Annotated in this window: 13 protein-coding genes; 12 read left to right on the forward strand and 1 reads right to left on the reverse strand. The window is 60.5% G+C overall.

Annotated features, from left to right (window positions below):
* The first annotated feature begins 157 nt into the window (after nt 1–157).
* Both ACLBKR_RS01140 and ACLBKR_RS01145 read left to right on the forward strand, forming a co-directional pair.
* The gene (locus ACLBKR_RS01140; RefSeq protein ID WP_112831242.1) at nt 158–1,171 is read left to right on the forward strand and encodes a 1-aminocyclopropane-1-carboxylate deaminase; all 1,014 of its coding nucleotides are present in this window, start codon (nt 158–160) and stop codon (nt 1,169–1,171) included.
* 200 nt (nt 1,172–1,371) lie between these two features.
* Complete coding sequence (locus ACLBKR_RS01145; protein WP_414901691.1) at nt 1,372–3,690, forward strand: transketolase-like TK C-terminal-containing protein; 2,319 nt, start codon at nt 1,372–1,374, stop codon at nt 3,688–3,690.
* Between the two features lie 38 nt (nt 3,691–3,728).
* On the opposite strand, the gene ACLBKR_RS01150 is transcribed toward ACLBKR_RS01145, so the two are convergent.
* Nucleotides 3,729–4,421: a GntR family transcriptional regulator gene (locus tag ACLBKR_RS01150; protein WP_244713061.1), complete on the reverse strand. Its 693-nt coding sequence runs from the start codon at nt 4,419–4,421 to the stop codon at nt 3,729–3,731.
* A 174-nt stretch (nt 4,422–4,595) separates the two neighbouring features.
* On the opposite strand from ACLBKR_RS01150, the gene ACLBKR_RS01155 reads away from it, so the two are divergent.
* From ACLBKR_RS01155 to ACLBKR_RS01200, 10 genes are all read left to right on the forward strand, one after another.
* The gene (locus tag ACLBKR_RS01155) at nt 4,596–6,113 is read left to right on the forward strand and encodes an ABC transporter substrate-binding protein (protein ID WP_113448206.1); all 1,518 of its coding nucleotides are present in this window, start codon (nt 4,596–4,598) and stop codon (nt 6,111–6,113) included.
* 118 nt (nt 6,114–6,231) lie between these two features.
* Complete coding sequence (locus ACLBKR_RS01160) at nt 6,232–7,149, forward strand: ABC transporter permease (RefSeq protein ID WP_414900323.1); 918 nt, start codon at nt 6,232–6,234, stop codon at nt 7,147–7,149.
* 1 nt (nt 7,150) lies between these two features.
* Complete coding sequence (locus ACLBKR_RS01165) at nt 7,151–8,053, forward strand: ABC transporter permease (RefSeq protein ID WP_414900325.1); 903 nt, start codon at nt 7,151–7,153, stop codon at nt 8,051–8,053.
* Nucleotides 8,053–9,708 carry an ABC transporter ATP-binding protein gene (locus tag ACLBKR_RS01170; protein ID WP_113438823.1) on the forward strand — a complete coding sequence of 552 codons (1,656 nt, stop codon included), beginning with the start codon at nt 8,053–8,055 and terminating at the stop codon, nt 9,706–9,708. Before ACLBKR_RS01165 ends, ACLBKR_RS01170 begins: the two co-directional genes overlap by 1 nt.
* Before the next feature lie 7 nt (nt 9,709–9,715).
* The gene (locus ACLBKR_RS01175) at nt 9,716–11,098 is read left to right on the forward strand and encodes a M20 family metallopeptidase (protein WP_113486108.1); all 1,383 of its coding nucleotides are present in this window, start codon (nt 9,716–9,718) and stop codon (nt 11,096–11,098) included.
* A gap of 3 nt (nt 11,099–11,101) precedes the next feature.
* Nucleotides 11,102–11,923: a sulfite exporter TauE/SafE family protein gene (locus tag ACLBKR_RS01180; RefSeq protein WP_113457207.1), complete on the forward strand. Its 822-nt coding sequence runs from the start codon at nt 11,102–11,104 to the stop codon at nt 11,921–11,923.
* Between the two features lie 13 nt (nt 11,924–11,936).
* Nucleotides 11,937–13,433, forward strand: coding sequence for an amidase family protein (locus ACLBKR_RS01185; RefSeq protein ID WP_113486073.1), 1,497 nt, complete (start codon nt 11,937–11,939; stop codon nt 13,431–13,433).
* A 111-nt stretch (nt 13,434–13,544) separates the two neighbouring features.
* Nucleotides 13,545–14,807 carry a hypothetical protein gene (locus ACLBKR_RS01190; protein ID WP_113448201.1) on the forward strand — a complete coding sequence of 421 codons (1,263 nt, stop codon included), beginning with the start codon at nt 13,545–13,547 and terminating at the stop codon, nt 14,805–14,807.
* A gap of 64 nt (nt 14,808–14,871) precedes the next feature.
* Nucleotides 14,872–15,924: an acyltransferase family protein gene (locus ACLBKR_RS01195; protein ID WP_113448200.1), complete on the forward strand. Its 1,053-nt coding sequence runs from the start codon at nt 14,872–14,874 to the stop codon at nt 15,922–15,924.
* Between the two features lie 22 nt (nt 15,925–15,946).
* On the forward strand, nt 15,947–17,014 hold the full coding sequence (locus tag ACLBKR_RS01200) for a glycoside hydrolase family 5 protein (protein WP_414900329.1): 1,068 nt from the start codon (nt 15,947–15,949) through the stop codon (nt 17,012–17,014).
* Nucleotides 17,015–17,103 lie beyond the last annotated feature (89 nt).

Below are 17,103 nucleotides of genomic sequence, written 5' to 3' on the forward strand. Positions count from 1 at the left end.
ATGAATCTTCCGAAAAATATGACCAGTATGAAAGATTTACCACCTTAATTGGATTTTTGAATGGCTTTCATGAAATATTGCGCTCAACTTAGAGAGCACCTTTCATTCGAGCGATGGTAGCGTTTCCTCTGTGTCGTAACAAGCAAAAGGGAACCCCATGCTGGAGAAATTCGAGCGTTATCCGCTCACATTCGGACAAACCCACATCGAGAAATTGGAAAGGCTCTCCGAGCATCTGGGTGGCAAGGTCGAGCTTTATGCCAAGCGCGAGGACTGCAATTCAGGCCTGGCCTTCGGGGGCAACAAGCTTCGCAAGCTCGAATATATCATTCCGGATGCGATCGCCTCCAATGCCGACACACTGGTGTCGATCGGCGGCGTGCAGTCCAACCATACCCGCATGATCGCTGCAGTCGCTGCTAAGATTGGCTTCAAGTGCCGGCTGGTCCAGGAAAGCTGGGTGCCGCACGAAGATGCCGTTTACGACCGGGTCGGTAATATTCTGCTGAGCCGGATCATGGGTGCGGATGTGCAGATGGTCGACGAGGGCTTCGATATCGGTATCCGCCAGAGCTGGGAGGAGGCCATCGAGGACGTCAAGGCCAAGGGCGGCAAGCCCTACGCTATCCCGGCCGGGGCTTCGGTGCACAAATACGGCGGTCTCGGCTATGTCGGCTTCGCCGAGGAAGTGCGTGCTCAGGAGGCCGAACTCGGCTTCAAGTTCGACTATATCGTCGTCTGCACCGTGACAGGCTCCACCCATGCCGGCATGACGGTCGGCTTTGCCAAGGATGGCCGCGAGCGCAATGTCATTGGGATTGATGCTTCCTTCACGCCGGCCCAGACCAAGGCTCAGGTATTGGAGATCGCCCGGCGCACCGCCGAACTGGTCGAGCTTGGCCGGGAGCTGACGTCGGACGACATCATCCTGATCGAGGATTACGCCTATCCGGTCTACGGCGTGCCGTCCGACGAGACCAAGGAAGCCATTCGGCTCTGCGCCCGTCTCGAAGGCATGATCACCGACCCAGTCTATGAGGGTAAGTCGATGCAGGGCATGATCGACCTGGTCAAGAAGGGTTACTTCCCGGAAGGTTCCAAGGTGCTTTATGCCCATCTCGGCGGTGCCCCGGCGATCAATGGCTATGCCTACACCTTCCGCAACGGCTGACGCCTTGCCAAACCATCCGGCGGGACGGTCGTCCCGCCGGATGTCTTAGAGATGGGAACGAGATCCGAGAAGAGCGGGGCGAAAAGCCGCCGGAGGATACTCATCAGGCGTGAACGCGTGACTGGGAGACGGTCGTGACAAGCACCGATATCGAAATTCTGAAATCCATCGAGAAGCAGCTGCTGTGGCTTGCCTGCTGGATGATCCACAATGCCAATCACCTGCGCGATAAGGGCGAGGTCAAGGTCGGCGGGCATCAGGCGTCTTCGGCCTCGATGGTCTCGATCCTGACGGCGCTCTATTGCCATGTGTTACGCCCGGAAGATCGCGTTGCGGTCAAGCCGCATGCCTCGCCGGTGTTTCATGCCATCCAATATCTGATGGGCAACCAGACGCGTGAGAAGCTCGAGAATTTCCGTGGCTTTGGCGGTGCGCAGTCCTATCCGAGCCGCACCAAGGATATCGACGATGTCGATTTCTCCACCGGTTCGGTCGGCTTGGGCGTCGCCGTCACTGCCTTTGCCTCGCTGGTGCAGGACTACATTGCAGCCAGACCCTGGGCACAGAAGCGGCCGCTCGGGCGGATGATTGCTCTGGTCGGCGATGCGGAACTGGATGAAGGCAATGTCTACGAGTGCTTGCAGGAAGGCTGGAAACATGACTTACGCAATACCTGGTGGGTCATCGACTACAATCGTCAGAGCCTTGACGGCGTGGTCCGCGAAGGTTTGTGGCAGCGTATCGAGGCCATTTTCAAGGCCTTCGGCTGGGATGTCGTCATCGTCAAATACGGCGCGCTGCAGAAGGTCGCGTTCGCCGAGCCGGGTGGAGCGCGCCTGAAGGACTGGATCGACGCCTGCCCCAACCAGCTCTATGCAGCATTGACCTTCCAGGGCGGGGCCGCCTGGAGGCGTCGGCTGCTGGACGAGATCGGCGACCAGGGCGACGTGGCAGCGCTGATCGAGCGTCGATCCGATGCCGAATTGGCTGAACTCATGAGCAATCTCGGCGGCCATTGCCTGGAGGCGCTGACCGACGTGTTCGACAGCATCGATCATGATCGGCCGACGGTTTTCCTCGCCTACACGATCAAGGGTTGGGGCACGCCGCTTGCCGGCCACAAGGACAACCATGCCGGTCTGATGACCGCAAGCCAAATGGCCGAGTTCCAGGCGGCAATGCAGGTCGCGCCCGGAACGGAATGGGACCCGTTCTCGACCATGGCCGACAGCCGAGATGCAAGGGCGTTCCTTGCTCGCGTGCCGTTCTTCGAGCCAGGGCCGCGACGCTTCAAGGCGGAACGCATTGCCACAGAGGGGCCAGTCTTGCTGGAGGACCGGGTTATGTCGACGCAGGCCGGTTTCGGCAAGATCCTCGATGCATTGGCCAAGACCGACACGGCGCTTGCCGACCGCATCGTGACCATCGCCCCCGATGTCACGGTTTCGACCAATCTCGGTCCCTGGGTCAACCGGCGAGGCCTGTTCGCGCGCGATGCGCGGGCCGATACGTTTCGCGACGAAAGGGTGCCGTCCGCGCAGAAATGGCATTTTTCGCCGGAAGGCCAGCATGTCGAGCTCGGTATTGCCGAAATGAACCTTTTCCTGCTGCTGGCCGCTGCCGGTCTCTCCCATTCGTTGTACGGCGAGCGACTGCTGCCGATCGGCACGGTTTATGATCCCTTCATCAGCCGCGGTCTCGATGCACTGAATTATGCCTGTTACCAGGATGCCCGTTTCATGATCGTCGGGACGCCGTCAGGCATCACGCTGGCGCCGGAGGGCGGCGCGCACCAGTCCATCGCCACACCGTTGATCGGCATCAGCCAGGATGGGTTGGCGAGCTTCGAGCCGGCATTCCTTGATGAACTCGCCATCATCATGGACTGGTCATTCGACTATATGCAGCGCGATGGCGATGGTCAGCCGGACGAGCGTACCTGGTTGCGCGACGAGACCGGTGGTTCCGTTTATCTGCGGCTTACAACGCGCCCGCTCGAGCAGCCCGCGCCGCGCCGCGATCCGCGATTCCGCCAAGGGGTGATTGATGGTGGCTACTGGCTGAAGCCGCCCGGTCCGAATGCCGATGTCGTATTGGTCTACCAAGGCTGCATTGCGCCGGAAGTGATTGCGGCGGCGGGCCTGCTCGGCGAGAGTCGACGGGATATCGGCGTGCTGGCGGTGACCTCCGCAGATCGCCTGAACGCCGGCTGGACAGCAGCCCAGCGGGCGCGGCGCCGCGGCGTCAGCCAGGCATCCGGTCATGTCGAGACCTTGCTTGCCGGCCTTCCGCCCCATTGCACCCTTGTCACCGTCACCGACGGACATCCCGCGGGACTTGCCTGGCTTGGTGCCGTCCACGGTCACCGGACGATCCCGCTCGGGGTCGAGCATTTCGGCCAGACCGGCACGGTGCAGGATCTCTATCGGCACTATGGCATCGACAAAGCGGGTATCGTCAGGACCGTGTCCGGGTTGACGCGAGGGGCTGCGGTTTCCGAGCTTCTGCTATTCCCATGAGGTTCGGCGACGGGGCTGCCCGCAGTCGGCGGCAGGTCTCACGAGGCTTGCCGGCCGGCGGCCTCGCGCTCTCCGCTTATCGATTGGCGGTATTCTTCGTAGATGCTGCCCTGCACGCGGATATGATCGCGCATAACGGCATCGGCGCGCGCCGCATCGCCCGCTTCAAGGGCCAACAGGATTTCGCGATGTTCCATCATCGATTGGGACAGGCGGTCGCCGAAGGAAAGCTGCGCCTGCCGGAAGGGCTTGAGGCGCCTGTGCAGGTTGCTGGCTTCTTCGGCCAGGAACCCGTTGCCGGACGCTTCGTAGATCATGGTGTGAAAGGTAGCGTTTTCAACATAGTAGCGCTTGTAGTCCTGCGCTTGAAGAGCGGCTTCGCAGGCAGACGCGGCTTTGCGCAGAAGCAGCAGTTGTGCCTTGGTGATGCGACCGGCTGCCAGCCGCGCGCACCAGGCTTCGACCTCAGCCATCACTTCGAACATCTCCACAAGACGGGTGAAGTCGGGTTGGCGCACAAAGGCGCCGCGATTGGGAATAAGCTCGACCAGTCCCGTCGCCGACAGAAGACGCAACGCCTCGCGCAAAGGTGTGCGCGATACGCCGAAATCCCGCGCAAGGCGCATCTCGTCGAGGCGCTCGCCATCCTTGAACTTTCCTTCGGCAATCATCGTCTCGATACGTTCATAGAGCACGTCGGCGGTCGGGGTTTTTGATGCAGGCAGGTTCATGGCGGTCCTCCACGAGCATTGTCGTGCGATCTGGGGAATTTGGCAAGTTGGCGTATGCAATTATCCAAAAATGAACGCAATAAGAAAATATTGTATACAAAACACAAAATTCGAGTACGATAAAGACAGTAAATGCAAAAGCCTATAAAATAGGCAAAAATAAAGGGAACGAGAATGAAACTGACAAAGACCACGGCTGCCGCCGTTCTTCTGCCCGCATTCCTGTTTGCGAGTACCGCCTGGGCCGGAAAAGCGGACGACACGGTTTCCATCGCCTTTGCGAAGGAACTCGAGCATGTCGATCCCTATTTCAACACGGCGCGCGAGGGCATCCTGCTTGGAAACGCCGCCTGGGATGGCCTTCTCTATCGCGACCCGGCGACCGGGGAGTATGTTGGCAACCTGGCGACCAGTTGGACCTGGGTGGATTCCACCACGCTTGAGTTCACGCTGCGCGAAGGGGTCAAATTCCACAACGGCGAAGCCTTTGATGCCGACGACGTCGTCTATACGCTGAATTTTGCCATCGATCCCAAGAACGGCGCAAAGAACAAGGTGGCCACGGGATGGATCAAGAAGGCTGAAAAAATCGACCAGTTCAAGGTACGCATTATCACCGATGGGCCATTCCCGGCCGCGCTCGAATATCTGGCCGGTCCGGTCATCATTCATCCCGATGAATATTACAAGGCCGTCGGCCCGGCTGGCGTTGCCACCAAGCCGATCGGCACGGGTCCCTACAAATTCGAGACCGTCGAACCCGGCAAGCATTTCGTGCTGAAGCGCAACGAGGAGTATTTCGCCGCTGCCAAGCCGAAAGCCAAGGTCGGCACCATCGACATCCGCACCATCCCGGACATCAACACGCAGATGGCCGAGCTTTTTAACGGCACGATCGATCTGGTCTGGCAGGTGCCCTCCGACCAGGCCGACAAGATGGCCGGCCGGGATGGCTTCCAGGTGATCAATGCCCCGACCATGCGCGTCGGCTATCTGTCGCTCGATGCGGCCGGTCGCTCGGGCGATAAGAACCCGATGACGAACGTCAAGGTCCGGCAGGCGATCTATCATGCGATCAACCGCGACGGTATCGTCGAGGCGCTGATGAAGGGCACGACTGAAGTGATAAACAGCGCCTGCTCGCCCAGTCAGTTCGGCTGCGACAAGGGCGTTGCGACCTATGCCTACGATCCGGCAAAGGCCAAGGCGCTGCTGGCCGAAGCCGGCTATCCCGACGGTTTCGATATAGAATTCTATGCCTATCGCGACCGGCCCCTGGCCGAGGCGATGATCGGCATGTTGGCCGAAATCGGCGTCAAGGCGAACCTCAACTACATGCAATACGCGGCACTGCGGGAAAAGCGCATCAAGGAAGGTGTGCCGATCTCCTTCTTGACCTGGGGATCCAACTCGATTGCCGACGTCTCTGCCATCACCAGCGAATTCTTCACCATGGGCGGTGAAGATGACGCTCGCGACAAGAGCCTGTCCGATCTGCTGGAAAAAGCGGATTCCTCCATCGACCCAGCCGAGCGAAAGACGTTCTATACCCAGGCTCTCTCGGTCATCGCCGACAAGGCCTATTGGGTGCCGCTGTGGAACTATTCCACCAATTACGTCATGAGCAGCGACATTTCCTTCACGCCAACCCCGGACGAACTGGTTCGGTTCTACGAAATCGGCTGGAAGTGACATCTGCATCCTCGGGCCGGGACGCCGCTTGCCCGCGGCCCGGCCTGGATTTGAGCTGCTTGTTCTAGAGGCATGCCGAGATCGCAACGCCGCGAGATCGCCTGCTTGAGGGTTTCAGATGTTGAAATTTGTCCTGACCAAGATCGGCATGGCGGCGCTGGTTGCGCTGACGGTGTCCTTCATCAGTTTCATTCTATTGTTCATGGCCGGCGATCCGGCGATCGCCATTGCCGGCGAGGGGGCTTCGGGAGAGGTCATCGCGGCAATCCAGAGCCAATACGGTTTCGACCGGCCGTTGCTTGTACAGTATGCCGACTGGCTGATGCGCGCGCTCTCCGGCGATTTCGGCATGAGTTACTATTTCAGGACCCCGGTCTCGGGCATGATCGCCGAACGGCTGCCGGTCACCATGACCATCGGGTTTCTCGGCATGAGTTTCGCACTGCTGCTCGCTGTTCCCATGGGTGTTCTGGCCGCCGCCTTTCCCAACACCATGATCGACCGGCTGGCGCTTGCCATCGCCGTCGTCGGGCAGGCGATCCCGAGCTTCTGGTTCGGCCTTATCCTGATCGTTGTGTTCTCGGTCAATCTCGGATGGGTCCCTGCCTCGGGAACGCGGCAATGGACCGGCTATATCCTGCCGATGATCGTGCTGGGCTACTATGCGACGCCGGCAATCATGCGGCTGACGCGGGCGGGCATGCTGGAAGTACTCTCCGCCGATTACATCCGCACGGCGAGAGCCAAGGGTATCAAGCCGCGGCGGGTTCTTTTCAAGCATGCCCTGCGCAATGCCATCATTCCGGTCGTCAGCCTGGCGGCGGTGCAGCTCGGCTTCATGTTCGGCGGTTCGGTCGTGGTGGAAACCATCTTCGCGCTGCATGGTGCCGGTTACCTTGCATGGGAATCGATCTCCCGCAACGATCTGCCGACAATGCAGGCGCTCATCCTGATCTTCGCGATGTTCTACATCGCCTTCACTTTCCTGGCCGATGTCTTGAACGCATGGCTCGATCCCCGCTTGAGGACTGCCTGACATGAGCAACACGTCCCTAACCGTCAGCCCCGGGCTTCCCGCGGTGTCACCAGCGCCATCCCGTCTGCTGGTTCGCAAGGCCCTGAAACATCGCGGTTTCATGGTTGGCTTCCTGCTCCTGCTGTTTGTTGGCGTTGTCGCGTTGTTCGCGCCGCTGATTGCCCCCTACGATCCGAACAAGCAGGACCTGCTGGCGCGGCTTGCCCCGCCGGTCTTTATGGGCGGCGACTGGAAACATCTGCTCGGCACCGATGCGCTGGGCCGGGACTACCTGTCGCGGCTGATCTATGGGGCTCGCGTCTCTCTGCTGATCGGCTTTACCGCGGCCCTCATCTCTGCCGTGATCGGTACGGTGCTCGGTGTTCTCGGCGGCTATTTCGGCGGAAAGGTCGACGCGGTGGTGATGTTCATCGTTTCGGTACGGCTAGCCTTGCCAGCGACGCTGGTGGCGCTGGCCGTGGTGGCGCTGTTCGGAGGATCGTTGACCGTTGTCGTGTCCGTGCTCGGACTGCTGCTCTGGGACCGTTTCGCGGTGGTGCTGCGCAGCGCCACCATGCAGGTGCGGCAGATGGACTATATCGCCGCCGCCGAAGTCCTAGGCGCCAGCCTGCCGCGTATCCTCTTCAAGGATGTTCTGCCGAATGTGATGAACCACCTGATCGTCATCGTCACGCTCGAAATGGCTCATGCCATCATCCTGGAGGCGGCACTGTCCTTTCTCGGGCTCGGCGTTCAGCCGCCAACACCGTCCTGGGGGCTGATGATCTCCGAAGGTAAGGAAATGCTGCTGTTTGAAAGCTGGCTGATCACCATTCCGGGCATCGCGCTGTTCATCCTGGTCTTTTCCATCAACATGCTGGGCGATGGCATTCGCGACGTGACCGCGCCGGAGGGCAGAAACTGATGACACACGCCGCCAACCCCGTTCTGTCGATCCGCAATCTGACCATAGACCTGCCGAAGGGCGGAGATCGCCAACATGCGGTCAGCAATCTGTCTCTCGACATCCACGAGAAGGAAATCCTCTGCATCGTCGGGGAATCCGGTTCCGGAAAGTCGATCACATCCTTCGCTGCCATGGGGCTCCTGCCGAAAATCCTGAAGCCGTCGGCGGGCGAAATCCTCTTTGAAGGCCGCGACGTGCTGAAGCTCTCCGAGGCCGAGCATGCCGCGCTGCGCGGCAGCCGTATGGGCATGATCTTCCAAGAGCCGATGAGCGCGCTCAACCCGTGCTACACCGTCGGCAACCAGATCGAGGAAGTCTTCGAGGCGCATGCGCAAATGTCCAAAGCCGAGCGCCGGGCCAGGACATTGGCACTGCTTAAGGAGGTGCGTCTTCCCGACCCCGAACGTCTATATCATGCCTATCCCCATCAATTGTCGGGTGGCCAGCGCCAGCGCATCGTCATCGCCATCGCGCTCGCCATGGGGCCGCGGCTGCTGATTGCGGACGAACCCACGACAGCGCTCGATGTGACGACGCAGGCGCAGATTCTCGACATGTTCAAGGAGCTGAAGGAAAGCCGCAAGGCCGGTATCCTGTTCGTCACCCATGATTTCGACGTGGTGGCGGAACTCGCCGATCGCGTCCTGGTCATGCAGAAGGGCGTGGTCGTCGAGCAGGGCACCGCCGAGCAGGTGCTCAACAGTCCAAGCCATCCTTATACGCGCATGCTGATCGATGCGGTGCCGAAGCGCCATGGGGTCAAGGGCAATCCCGATATGTCCCGGCCGATCGCACTTAGGGTCGCCGGTATTGAAAAGACCTATTCATCCGCCCGGACGATATTCAAGCCCGCTCGCAAGGTGCATGCGGTCAAGCCGACGGATTTTACCGTGCTGGAAGGCCAGACGCTGGGCATCGTCGGGGAATCCGGCTCCGGCAAGACGACGCTGGTGCGGTGCCTGATGGGACTGGTGGAGCCTGACGAAGGGTCCGTCTGGATCGGCAATTCGCGGCTGGAAACGACCACGGCCGCCGGACGCCGCGACTTCCGGAAACATATTCAGATCGTCTTTCAGGATCCTTATGGATCGCTCAATCCGCGCCGTAGGATTGGCGACCTGCTGGTCGAAGGGCCGGTCAATTTCGGCGTGCCGCGCAGCCAAGCCATGGAAAAGGCCAGGGCGCTTCTGAAGATCGTCCGACTGGAGGAGGATGCGCTCGATCGATATCCCGCGCAGTTTTCCGGCGGTCAGCGCCAGCGCATCTCGATTGCCCGCGCCCTGATGGTCGAGCCGAAAATCCTGATTGCCGATGAAGCCGTGTCGGCGCTCGACGTATCTGTGCAGAAGGACGTGCTGAAGCTGCTCGACGACATCCGCAAGGCCGTTGGCCTGACGGTGATTTTCATCACCCACGATCTGCGGGTGGCGGCCGAAATTTCCGACCATATCCTCGTCATGTCGAAGGGCGAGGTTGTGGAGTACGGCACGGTCGATGACGTTTTCGGCAATCCGCAACATTCCTATACGCGCCAACTGCTCGCCGCCATGCCAGGCCGCGGCTGGGAAGCGCCAGATATGGCAGCGCTTGGGCCTGCCGACGCAGCGAGGTAATTATTCCATGGACAGAGCACAGCTGATCGAAGCCGTCACCCACTATGTCGACGGCGGAGGGTTGGTCGCGGATCTGGCTACCCTCGTGGCGCGCCGCTCCGTCAGTCAGTCGGAAGGGCGGCGGGAGGATCTCTACGCCTATTTGCAGGAGGACATGCAGCCACTGTTGTCGGCGATGGGCTTTGCCGTCGAGATTTTCGACAATCCGCGCGAGGGCGGCGCGCCCCTGCTGATCGCCAGCCGCATCGAGGACGAAAGCCTGCCGACGGTTCTGGTCTACGGTCATGGCGATGTCTGCAATGGAGAAGCCCATCGCTGGCGGGAGGGTCTTGAGCCCTTCACCCTGGTAAGAGAAGGCGACAAGCTCTATGGCCGTGGCACCGCCGACAACAAGATCCAGCATCTGATCAATATCAAGGCTCTGGAACTGCTGATCCGTGAAAGGGGTAGGCTAGGTTTCAATGCCAGGATCATTCTCGAAATGGCCGAGGAGACCGGCTCCTTCGGGTTGCGCGAATTCTTTATCGCCAACCGGGAGCGGCTGGCGGCCGATGTGCTGATCGCCTCGGACGGTCCGCGTCTGGCGATCGACACGCCGACCATGTTCATGGGATCGCGTGGCGGCATGTCGATCGACCTGATGGTCAATCTGCGGGACGGCGATCACCATTCCGGCAATTTCGGCGGATTGCTGGCCGATCCCGCCATCATCCTGGCCCAGGCAATCTCGACGATCACCGATGCGCGTGGCCAGATCCTTGTCCCTGAATGGCGCCCGACCAGCCTGACGCCCGATATCCGCGCCACGCTCCGCGATCTGCCGCCGCGCCGTCACGACGCCGAATGGGGCGAGAGGGATCTGACGCCGAGCGAGCGCGTCTTCGGCTGGAATTCCTTTGCTGTTCTCGCCATGTCGTCCGGCAATATCGATGCGCCGCAGAACGCAATCGCAGGTTCGGCGCGGGCTACCTGCCAGTTGCGCTTCGTCGTCGGCACCGACATCAACGACATCATCCCCGCCCTGCGTCGTCATCTCGATTCCCATGGGTTTCCCATGGTCGAGATAAGCCCCGCTCGCGGCGAAGCCTTCCGGGCCACCCGCTTTTCGCCGGATCATCCGTGGGTACGTTTTGTCGAAAACTCGCTGACGCGGACGGCGGGAGGGCGGCCGCATGTATTGCCCAATTTGGCCGGTTCTCTCCCTAACGATGCCTTTACCGACATTCTCGGGCTGCCGACGATCTGGATTCCGCACTCCCATGCCGAATGCGGCCAGCACGGCCCCAACGAGCATGCGCTGGTGCCCATTGCCCGTGAAGGCATGCAGATCATGACGGCGCTGTTCCTCGATATCGCCGAGAATGCCAAAAGCTTGAAGCAGATTGCCTGATCGATGGATTTCGTCCTGCTTTTTGTGTTCCTGGCCGCAACGGGCGCCGTGTCCGGTCTGATCGCCGGCCTGCTCGGGATCGGCGGTGGTGTCGTCCTGGTGCCGGCGCTCTACTACGTCTTCGAGTTCCTCGGCTATGAGAGCGACCGCCTGATGCAGGTCTGCGTCGCCACCTCCGGCGGCACCATTATCTTCAATTCGGCACGTTCGGTTCTGATGCATCATCGACGCGGCGCGGTCGACTGGTCCGTTCTGAAGCACTGGGGACCAGCCATTTCTCTGGGTGCGCTGGCCGGTGTGGTCGGTGCCGCTTCGCTGCGCTCGGCCAGTCTCTCGGTGATCTTCGGGGTGATCGGCATGGGGCTCGGGTTCTACATGCTGATTAGCCGGCCGCACTGGAAACTGTCGGACACTTTACCGGGCCGGGCTCTGGCCAGCGTCTACGGTCTGGTCATCGGCTTCTTCTCGGCGATGATGGGCATCGGCGGCGGCTCCTTCGGCGTGCCGGCCATGACGCTCTATGGCATGCCGGTGCAGAAGGCGGTTGCTACGTCGTCGGGCTTCGGGCTGCTGATCTCCGTGCCGTCCTTTGTCGGATTTCTGATTGCCGGCTGGGGTCTTCCCGGTCTCCCGCCCTACACCATCGGCTTCGTCAACCTGCCGGCCCTGGTCGTTATCGTCGCCATCTCGATGACGACGGTTTCGCTTGGGGTTCGGCTGGCGCACTACCTGCCGGCCGCCGTACTCAAGCGAATTTTTGCCGTGTTCATCTCGCTGATGGCCCTCAACATGCTCATCAAGGGCCTCGGCGCTCTCTCGATGTAAAAAAGGTATCGTCATGAGCAAGACCCATCCCGCCGATCTCGATGCGATGGACGCACGCCGGCTGATCGGGCAGCGTCGCCTGTCGCCGGTCGAACTGGCCGAGGCCTGTATCGAGCGCGTCACACAGCTCAATCCTGCGATCAATGCCGTGGTGGCACAGGACTTCGACCGCGTCTTTGCCGAGGCACGTCACGCCGAGCAACGCGTGATGGGCCATGCGACGCTCGGTCCGCTGCATGGCCTGCCGTTCGGGGTCAAGGACATGATCGATGTCCAGGGACTGCCGACCACGTTCGGCTCGGAAATCTTTCGCGACAATATTGCCGTGAAGGACGACGCCATCGTTGCCGCGATGCGCCGGGCCGGCGGCATTCCCCTCGGCAAGACCAACAATCCGGACTGGAGCGCCGGCGGCAATACCCGCAATGCCGTCTATGGCGTCACGGCCAATCCTCACGACACGACAAAAAGTGCGGCCGGCTCGTCGGGCGGTTCGGCAGCCCTTCTGGCGGCGCGCATGGCACCTTTGGCCACGGGTTCGGATACGGGCGGCAGCCTGCGCAACCCGGCAGCCTTCTGCGGTGTCGTCGGTTTCCGCCCGTCGCCAGGTGTCGTTCCCGGCGATACCCGCGCCATGGCGCTGATGCATCTGTCGACCAGCGGGCCGATGGGGCGCAGCGTTGCCGATGTGGCGCTGATGCTATCGGTCATGGCTCGACCCGATCGGCTCGACCCCTATACGGTGGTCATCGACGGGCAGACGCCGTGGCAGGCCGATCGCTTTGGCCAAGGTCGACGCCCGGATCTGGCGGCCCTGCGGATCGCCGTGACCGAGGATTTCGGTTTCGCGCCGACATCCAGGGTGATCCGCGAGGCTTTTGGCCGGCTGATAGCGCGGCTTTCCGACCATCTCGGCAGGGTCGAGGAGGCCCATCCCGATTGCACCGACGCCGATGGCATATTTTCCGTTCTTCGCGGCGTCATGTTTCTCGGCTTGCACCACACGCTGCTGCAGACACACCCGGACAAGATCGGCCCGAATGTCCGCGCCAATGTCGAGGAAGGGCTAAGCTACGGCCCGCTCGATATCGCCGATGCGCTGGTGAAACAGGGCCGGTTCTATCGCGACTGGCAGAGGTTTTTCGAAGACCATGACTATGTGCTTTGCCCGGCCGTGACCATCAGCCCGCGCGACTGGCACGAGCTTTATCCGACCGAGATCGATGGCCAACCGACGAAAAACTACTATCACTGGCTTGCCATGGCCTATGCTTCGACACTGGCCGGCCATCCCTCGATCACCATACCCGTCGGCCGGGATGCGCTCGGCATGCCCTTCGGCCTGCAGATCGTCGGTCGCCGGCATGATGACGCCGGCGTCCTGCAGGTGGCCGCTGTGATCGAGGAAATCTTTGCGGGCGACGCGGTTTACGGGGTTCCCGTTGTCGATGTGGAAACGTTGAAGACGGCTCCAAAACTCGCAGACTGCGAGGGGTTCATGGGATTCTAAAACGCATCCTTTCAGCACCGCCGGGTGGCGCCGCCACCTGAGATGACTCCACGACGGCCACCAACCCAGCCTTTCCTTCCTAATTCTGCGCGAGTCGGCTAATTCTCGTGCATGGATCTCGGCGCGCTTCATAATTCGCAAGCATCGCTCCCGGCCGGTATTGTCCGGGCAGACGGGCGGCTGGTGCGTGTCGTGGTGCCGCTTGCGGTCATGTATAATGGCCTTCTTGCCCTTATCAACGCGCATGTCATGCCGCTTGGCTTTGCCCATGTGGCGCTGGTCGAGATCGGGCTTCTGTTCGTCTCGCTGATGTATCTGCTCTATCGCGGGCTTTCGCAGGAATCCCTGCCCATCGTCGCGCTGGTCGGCTTCTTTGCGATCGTGATGGCCTATACCTCGGCGGCGAACGGTATGCTGTTCGTCGATTTCTTCCGCAATGTGCTGATTATTGCAGTCTTCTGCCAGCTCGGCGCGACGACGGATGGCCGAACCATCGAATTCGTCTTCCGGATCTGCTGTATCTGCGTGCTTTCTGTGCTGCTGGTGGAGATCTTCTTCACCAGGGTCTACGAGGATCTTCTCTATCCGGCGCTCTATTTCACCAACACCCGCGGTCTCGAGCAGATTTCCTTCGGCGGCTCTAAGATCTTCCAGAACGCCATCAACATTCCCGGGCGGTTTTCCTTTGGCCTCAGCGACCACCGCACGGCCTCGCTCTTTCTCGAACAGGTGTCGCTGGCCAATTTCTCCGGCGTGCTGGATGTCTATCTGGTCAGCCGTTTCAGCCGGATCAAGAGGTTCGACCGTTACCTCATGCTGTCGACCGTCATCCTCATCCTGCTGACCAACGATTCCCGCAGCATGTTGGCCTTTTCCTTCATCTGCCTGGGCGGCTATTTCGTCTTCCCCAGGGTCGGCAATATGGTTCGCCCACTCATCATGCCGATCGTCATCTGCGCGGGCGCGCTGGTTTTCCTGATGCGGCCGGATGCCAGCGGCGACACCCTTGACGGCCGCATCGTTCTTACGATGAAAGGCTTCTTCAATCTCGATTTCGTCGAACTGCTGGCGCTGAACGTCCGCGAGATCGGCAATTTCGCCGACAGCGGCTACATCTATGTCATCAATGCCGGAACGGTCTTCGGCCTTCTCGCCTTCTGGCTCTTCGTCGCCTTCTATCCCGGCGGACAGACAGCCGACCAGAAACGCTGCGCCTTCGCGCTCGGAATCTTCATCTTCCTCAACATGATGATCGGCGGCACCGCGATCTTCTCGATCAAGGTCGGTGCCCTCATATGGCTTCTTGTCGGCCATATGAAATTCTGGGAGGGTGATGGGAAATTAACTTCGTTGCCGGATCATCAAGGACAATAGCTGTAGCATTGGGCTATAGCTCCCCTGACGTATTGCGTTTCCAGGCAACGAACAGACAGCTCCCATGTGTGTACAACTGCAATATATAAGAGCGATTGCGGCTCTTCTTGTCGTTTACTTTCACGCAATCCTGCAACTGCAGAAACTCAACCCGGATGCCTGGCTGAGCCCTTATCTGTTCGGCAAGAGCGGGGTTGACCTGTTCTTTGTCCTCAGCGGTTTCGTCATGTGGATCACCACCTGCGACAAGCCGCTCACCGTTGCCGACTTCTGGTGGAAGCGCATCCGCCGCATCGTGCCGCTCTATTGGGCGGTCACCATCCTCGCTGCCGCGGTCTCCCTCATCATCCCGCAGATGCTGAAATCCACCCAGTTCGACCTGCCGCATATCCTGGCGTCGCTGGCCTTCCTGCCCTGGATCAATCCGTCCGATCCGGATCATTACATGATCGCGCCGCTGATCGTTCCCGGCTGGACTTTGAACTACGAGATGTATTTCTACCTGCTGTTCGGCCTCTGTCTCATGGTGCCGGTGCGCCACCGGATCGCCGTCCTTGTGGGGCTGATCGGCAGCATCTTCCTGCTCTGCAATCTTGCTCCGGTAAACACCGCCACCCGGTTCTACGGAGATTCGGTCATCTTCGAATTCGTCGCAGGCGTCGTCCTGGGGCAGATATACCGGAGAGGCGTCTCCATCCAGGCGCCGGTCGTCGCGGCCATGGTTGCGGTCGGCTTCGCGGCGCTGATGTTCAACGATTATCTCGAACTCGATGTCCCGCGCGTGTTCACCATCGGTATTCCGGCGGTCGTCATTATCTTCTTCGCGACGGCGATCCGTATCCCGGACATGAGGGCCTGGCGATGGCTGCGGATCCTGGGCGACGCCTCCTATTCGATCTACCTGACCCACATCTTCACGCTGGCCGGCGCGCGCATGATCTATCCGCACGCAATCGCCGTTCTCCATAGCGACACGCTCTTTGTGGTGCTGATGATGGCGATTTCGACCCTTGCCGGCCTTGCCAGCTACTACGTCTTCGAGGTTCCCGTCGGCAAGATGCTGTCTTCGGTAAACCTGCCCCGGGATAGCCGGGCCGTGCCTGCCCAGAATGCGTGAGGTCGAGGCCGGGATGAAGCCGATGATGAAGCGCGGAGCAGGCCGGCGTTGCGTGGTTGCCGGTCTGCTGCTGGCGATTACCGGTGGGGCCGCCGAGGCCGGCAATGCCGATCTGTGCTTTCGCGGCGTGAACCTCTCGGGCGCGGAATATGGCGAAGCGGACGGCAAGGAAGGCATCAACTTCACCTATCCCTCTCAGACGACGGTGAACTATTTCGCCGACAAGGGCTTTGACGCCGTGCGCCTGCCATTCAAGTGGGAGCGTCTGCAGCGCTCTCTCGGTGCACCTCTCGATCCGGTGGAGCTCGAGCGGTTGAAAGAAAGTGTCGCCGGCCTTCGGGCGAAAGGGTTCACCGTCATCCTGGACCCGCATAATTTCGGCTATTATTCCGGCGGCAAGATCGGCTCGGCAGAGGTACCGGCGCGGGGGTTTGCGCAATTGTGGATACGGCTCGCTGCCGAGTTCGCCAACCAGGACGGCATTGTCTTCGGCCTGATGAACGAACCTTACGACATCGATCCGAAGGACTGGCTGGAAGCCGCCAATCAGGCGATTGCCGGCATAAGGGCGGTCAAGGCCCGCAATCTCATTCTCGTGCCGGGCACATATTGGAGCGGCGTCAGCAGCTGGGAAACCGATTTCGGCAAGGGCGCGAACGGAACCGTCATGCGCGGCGTTCGAGATCCGATCGACAATTACGGTTTTGAAGTTCACCAGTACATGGACGAGGATCTTTCGGGCACCCATGAGGCCTGCGTGAACGCCGACATCGCCGTCAATGCCATTGCAAGACTTTCCGATTGGTTGCGCGCAAACGGAAAGCGCGCATTCCTCGGAGAGTTCGGCGGGTCGCAGGAACCGGCCTGCCTTGCCGGCTTGAAGCGGATGACCGCCGAGATGGCGGATGATTCCGATGTCTGGCTCGGTTGGACCTATTGGGCGGGCGGCGATTGGTGGCCGGAGGAGGAAGGCAACAATATCAAGCCGACTGCAAAGGGTGATCGCAAACAGCTTTCCGCGCTTGTTCCCGCCCTTTCGCCGGTAGCTTCGAAACCCGGCTGGTGTGCGATCATTCCGCCCTCGGGATAAGATTAAATTAACCATAAAGTTTCATGATTTATCGAGAAACGGACGTCTCGTGGGGGCAGCCTGCAGGACGTGTTCCCGCGCGACTGAAC

Origin of the sequence: Paenirhizobium cremeum (assembly GCF_047553425.1) — a bacterium.
In the GTDB taxonomy this organism is placed as follows: domain Bacteria; phylum Pseudomonadota; class Alphaproteobacteria; order Rhizobiales; family Rhizobiaceae; genus Allorhizobium; species Allorhizobium cremeum.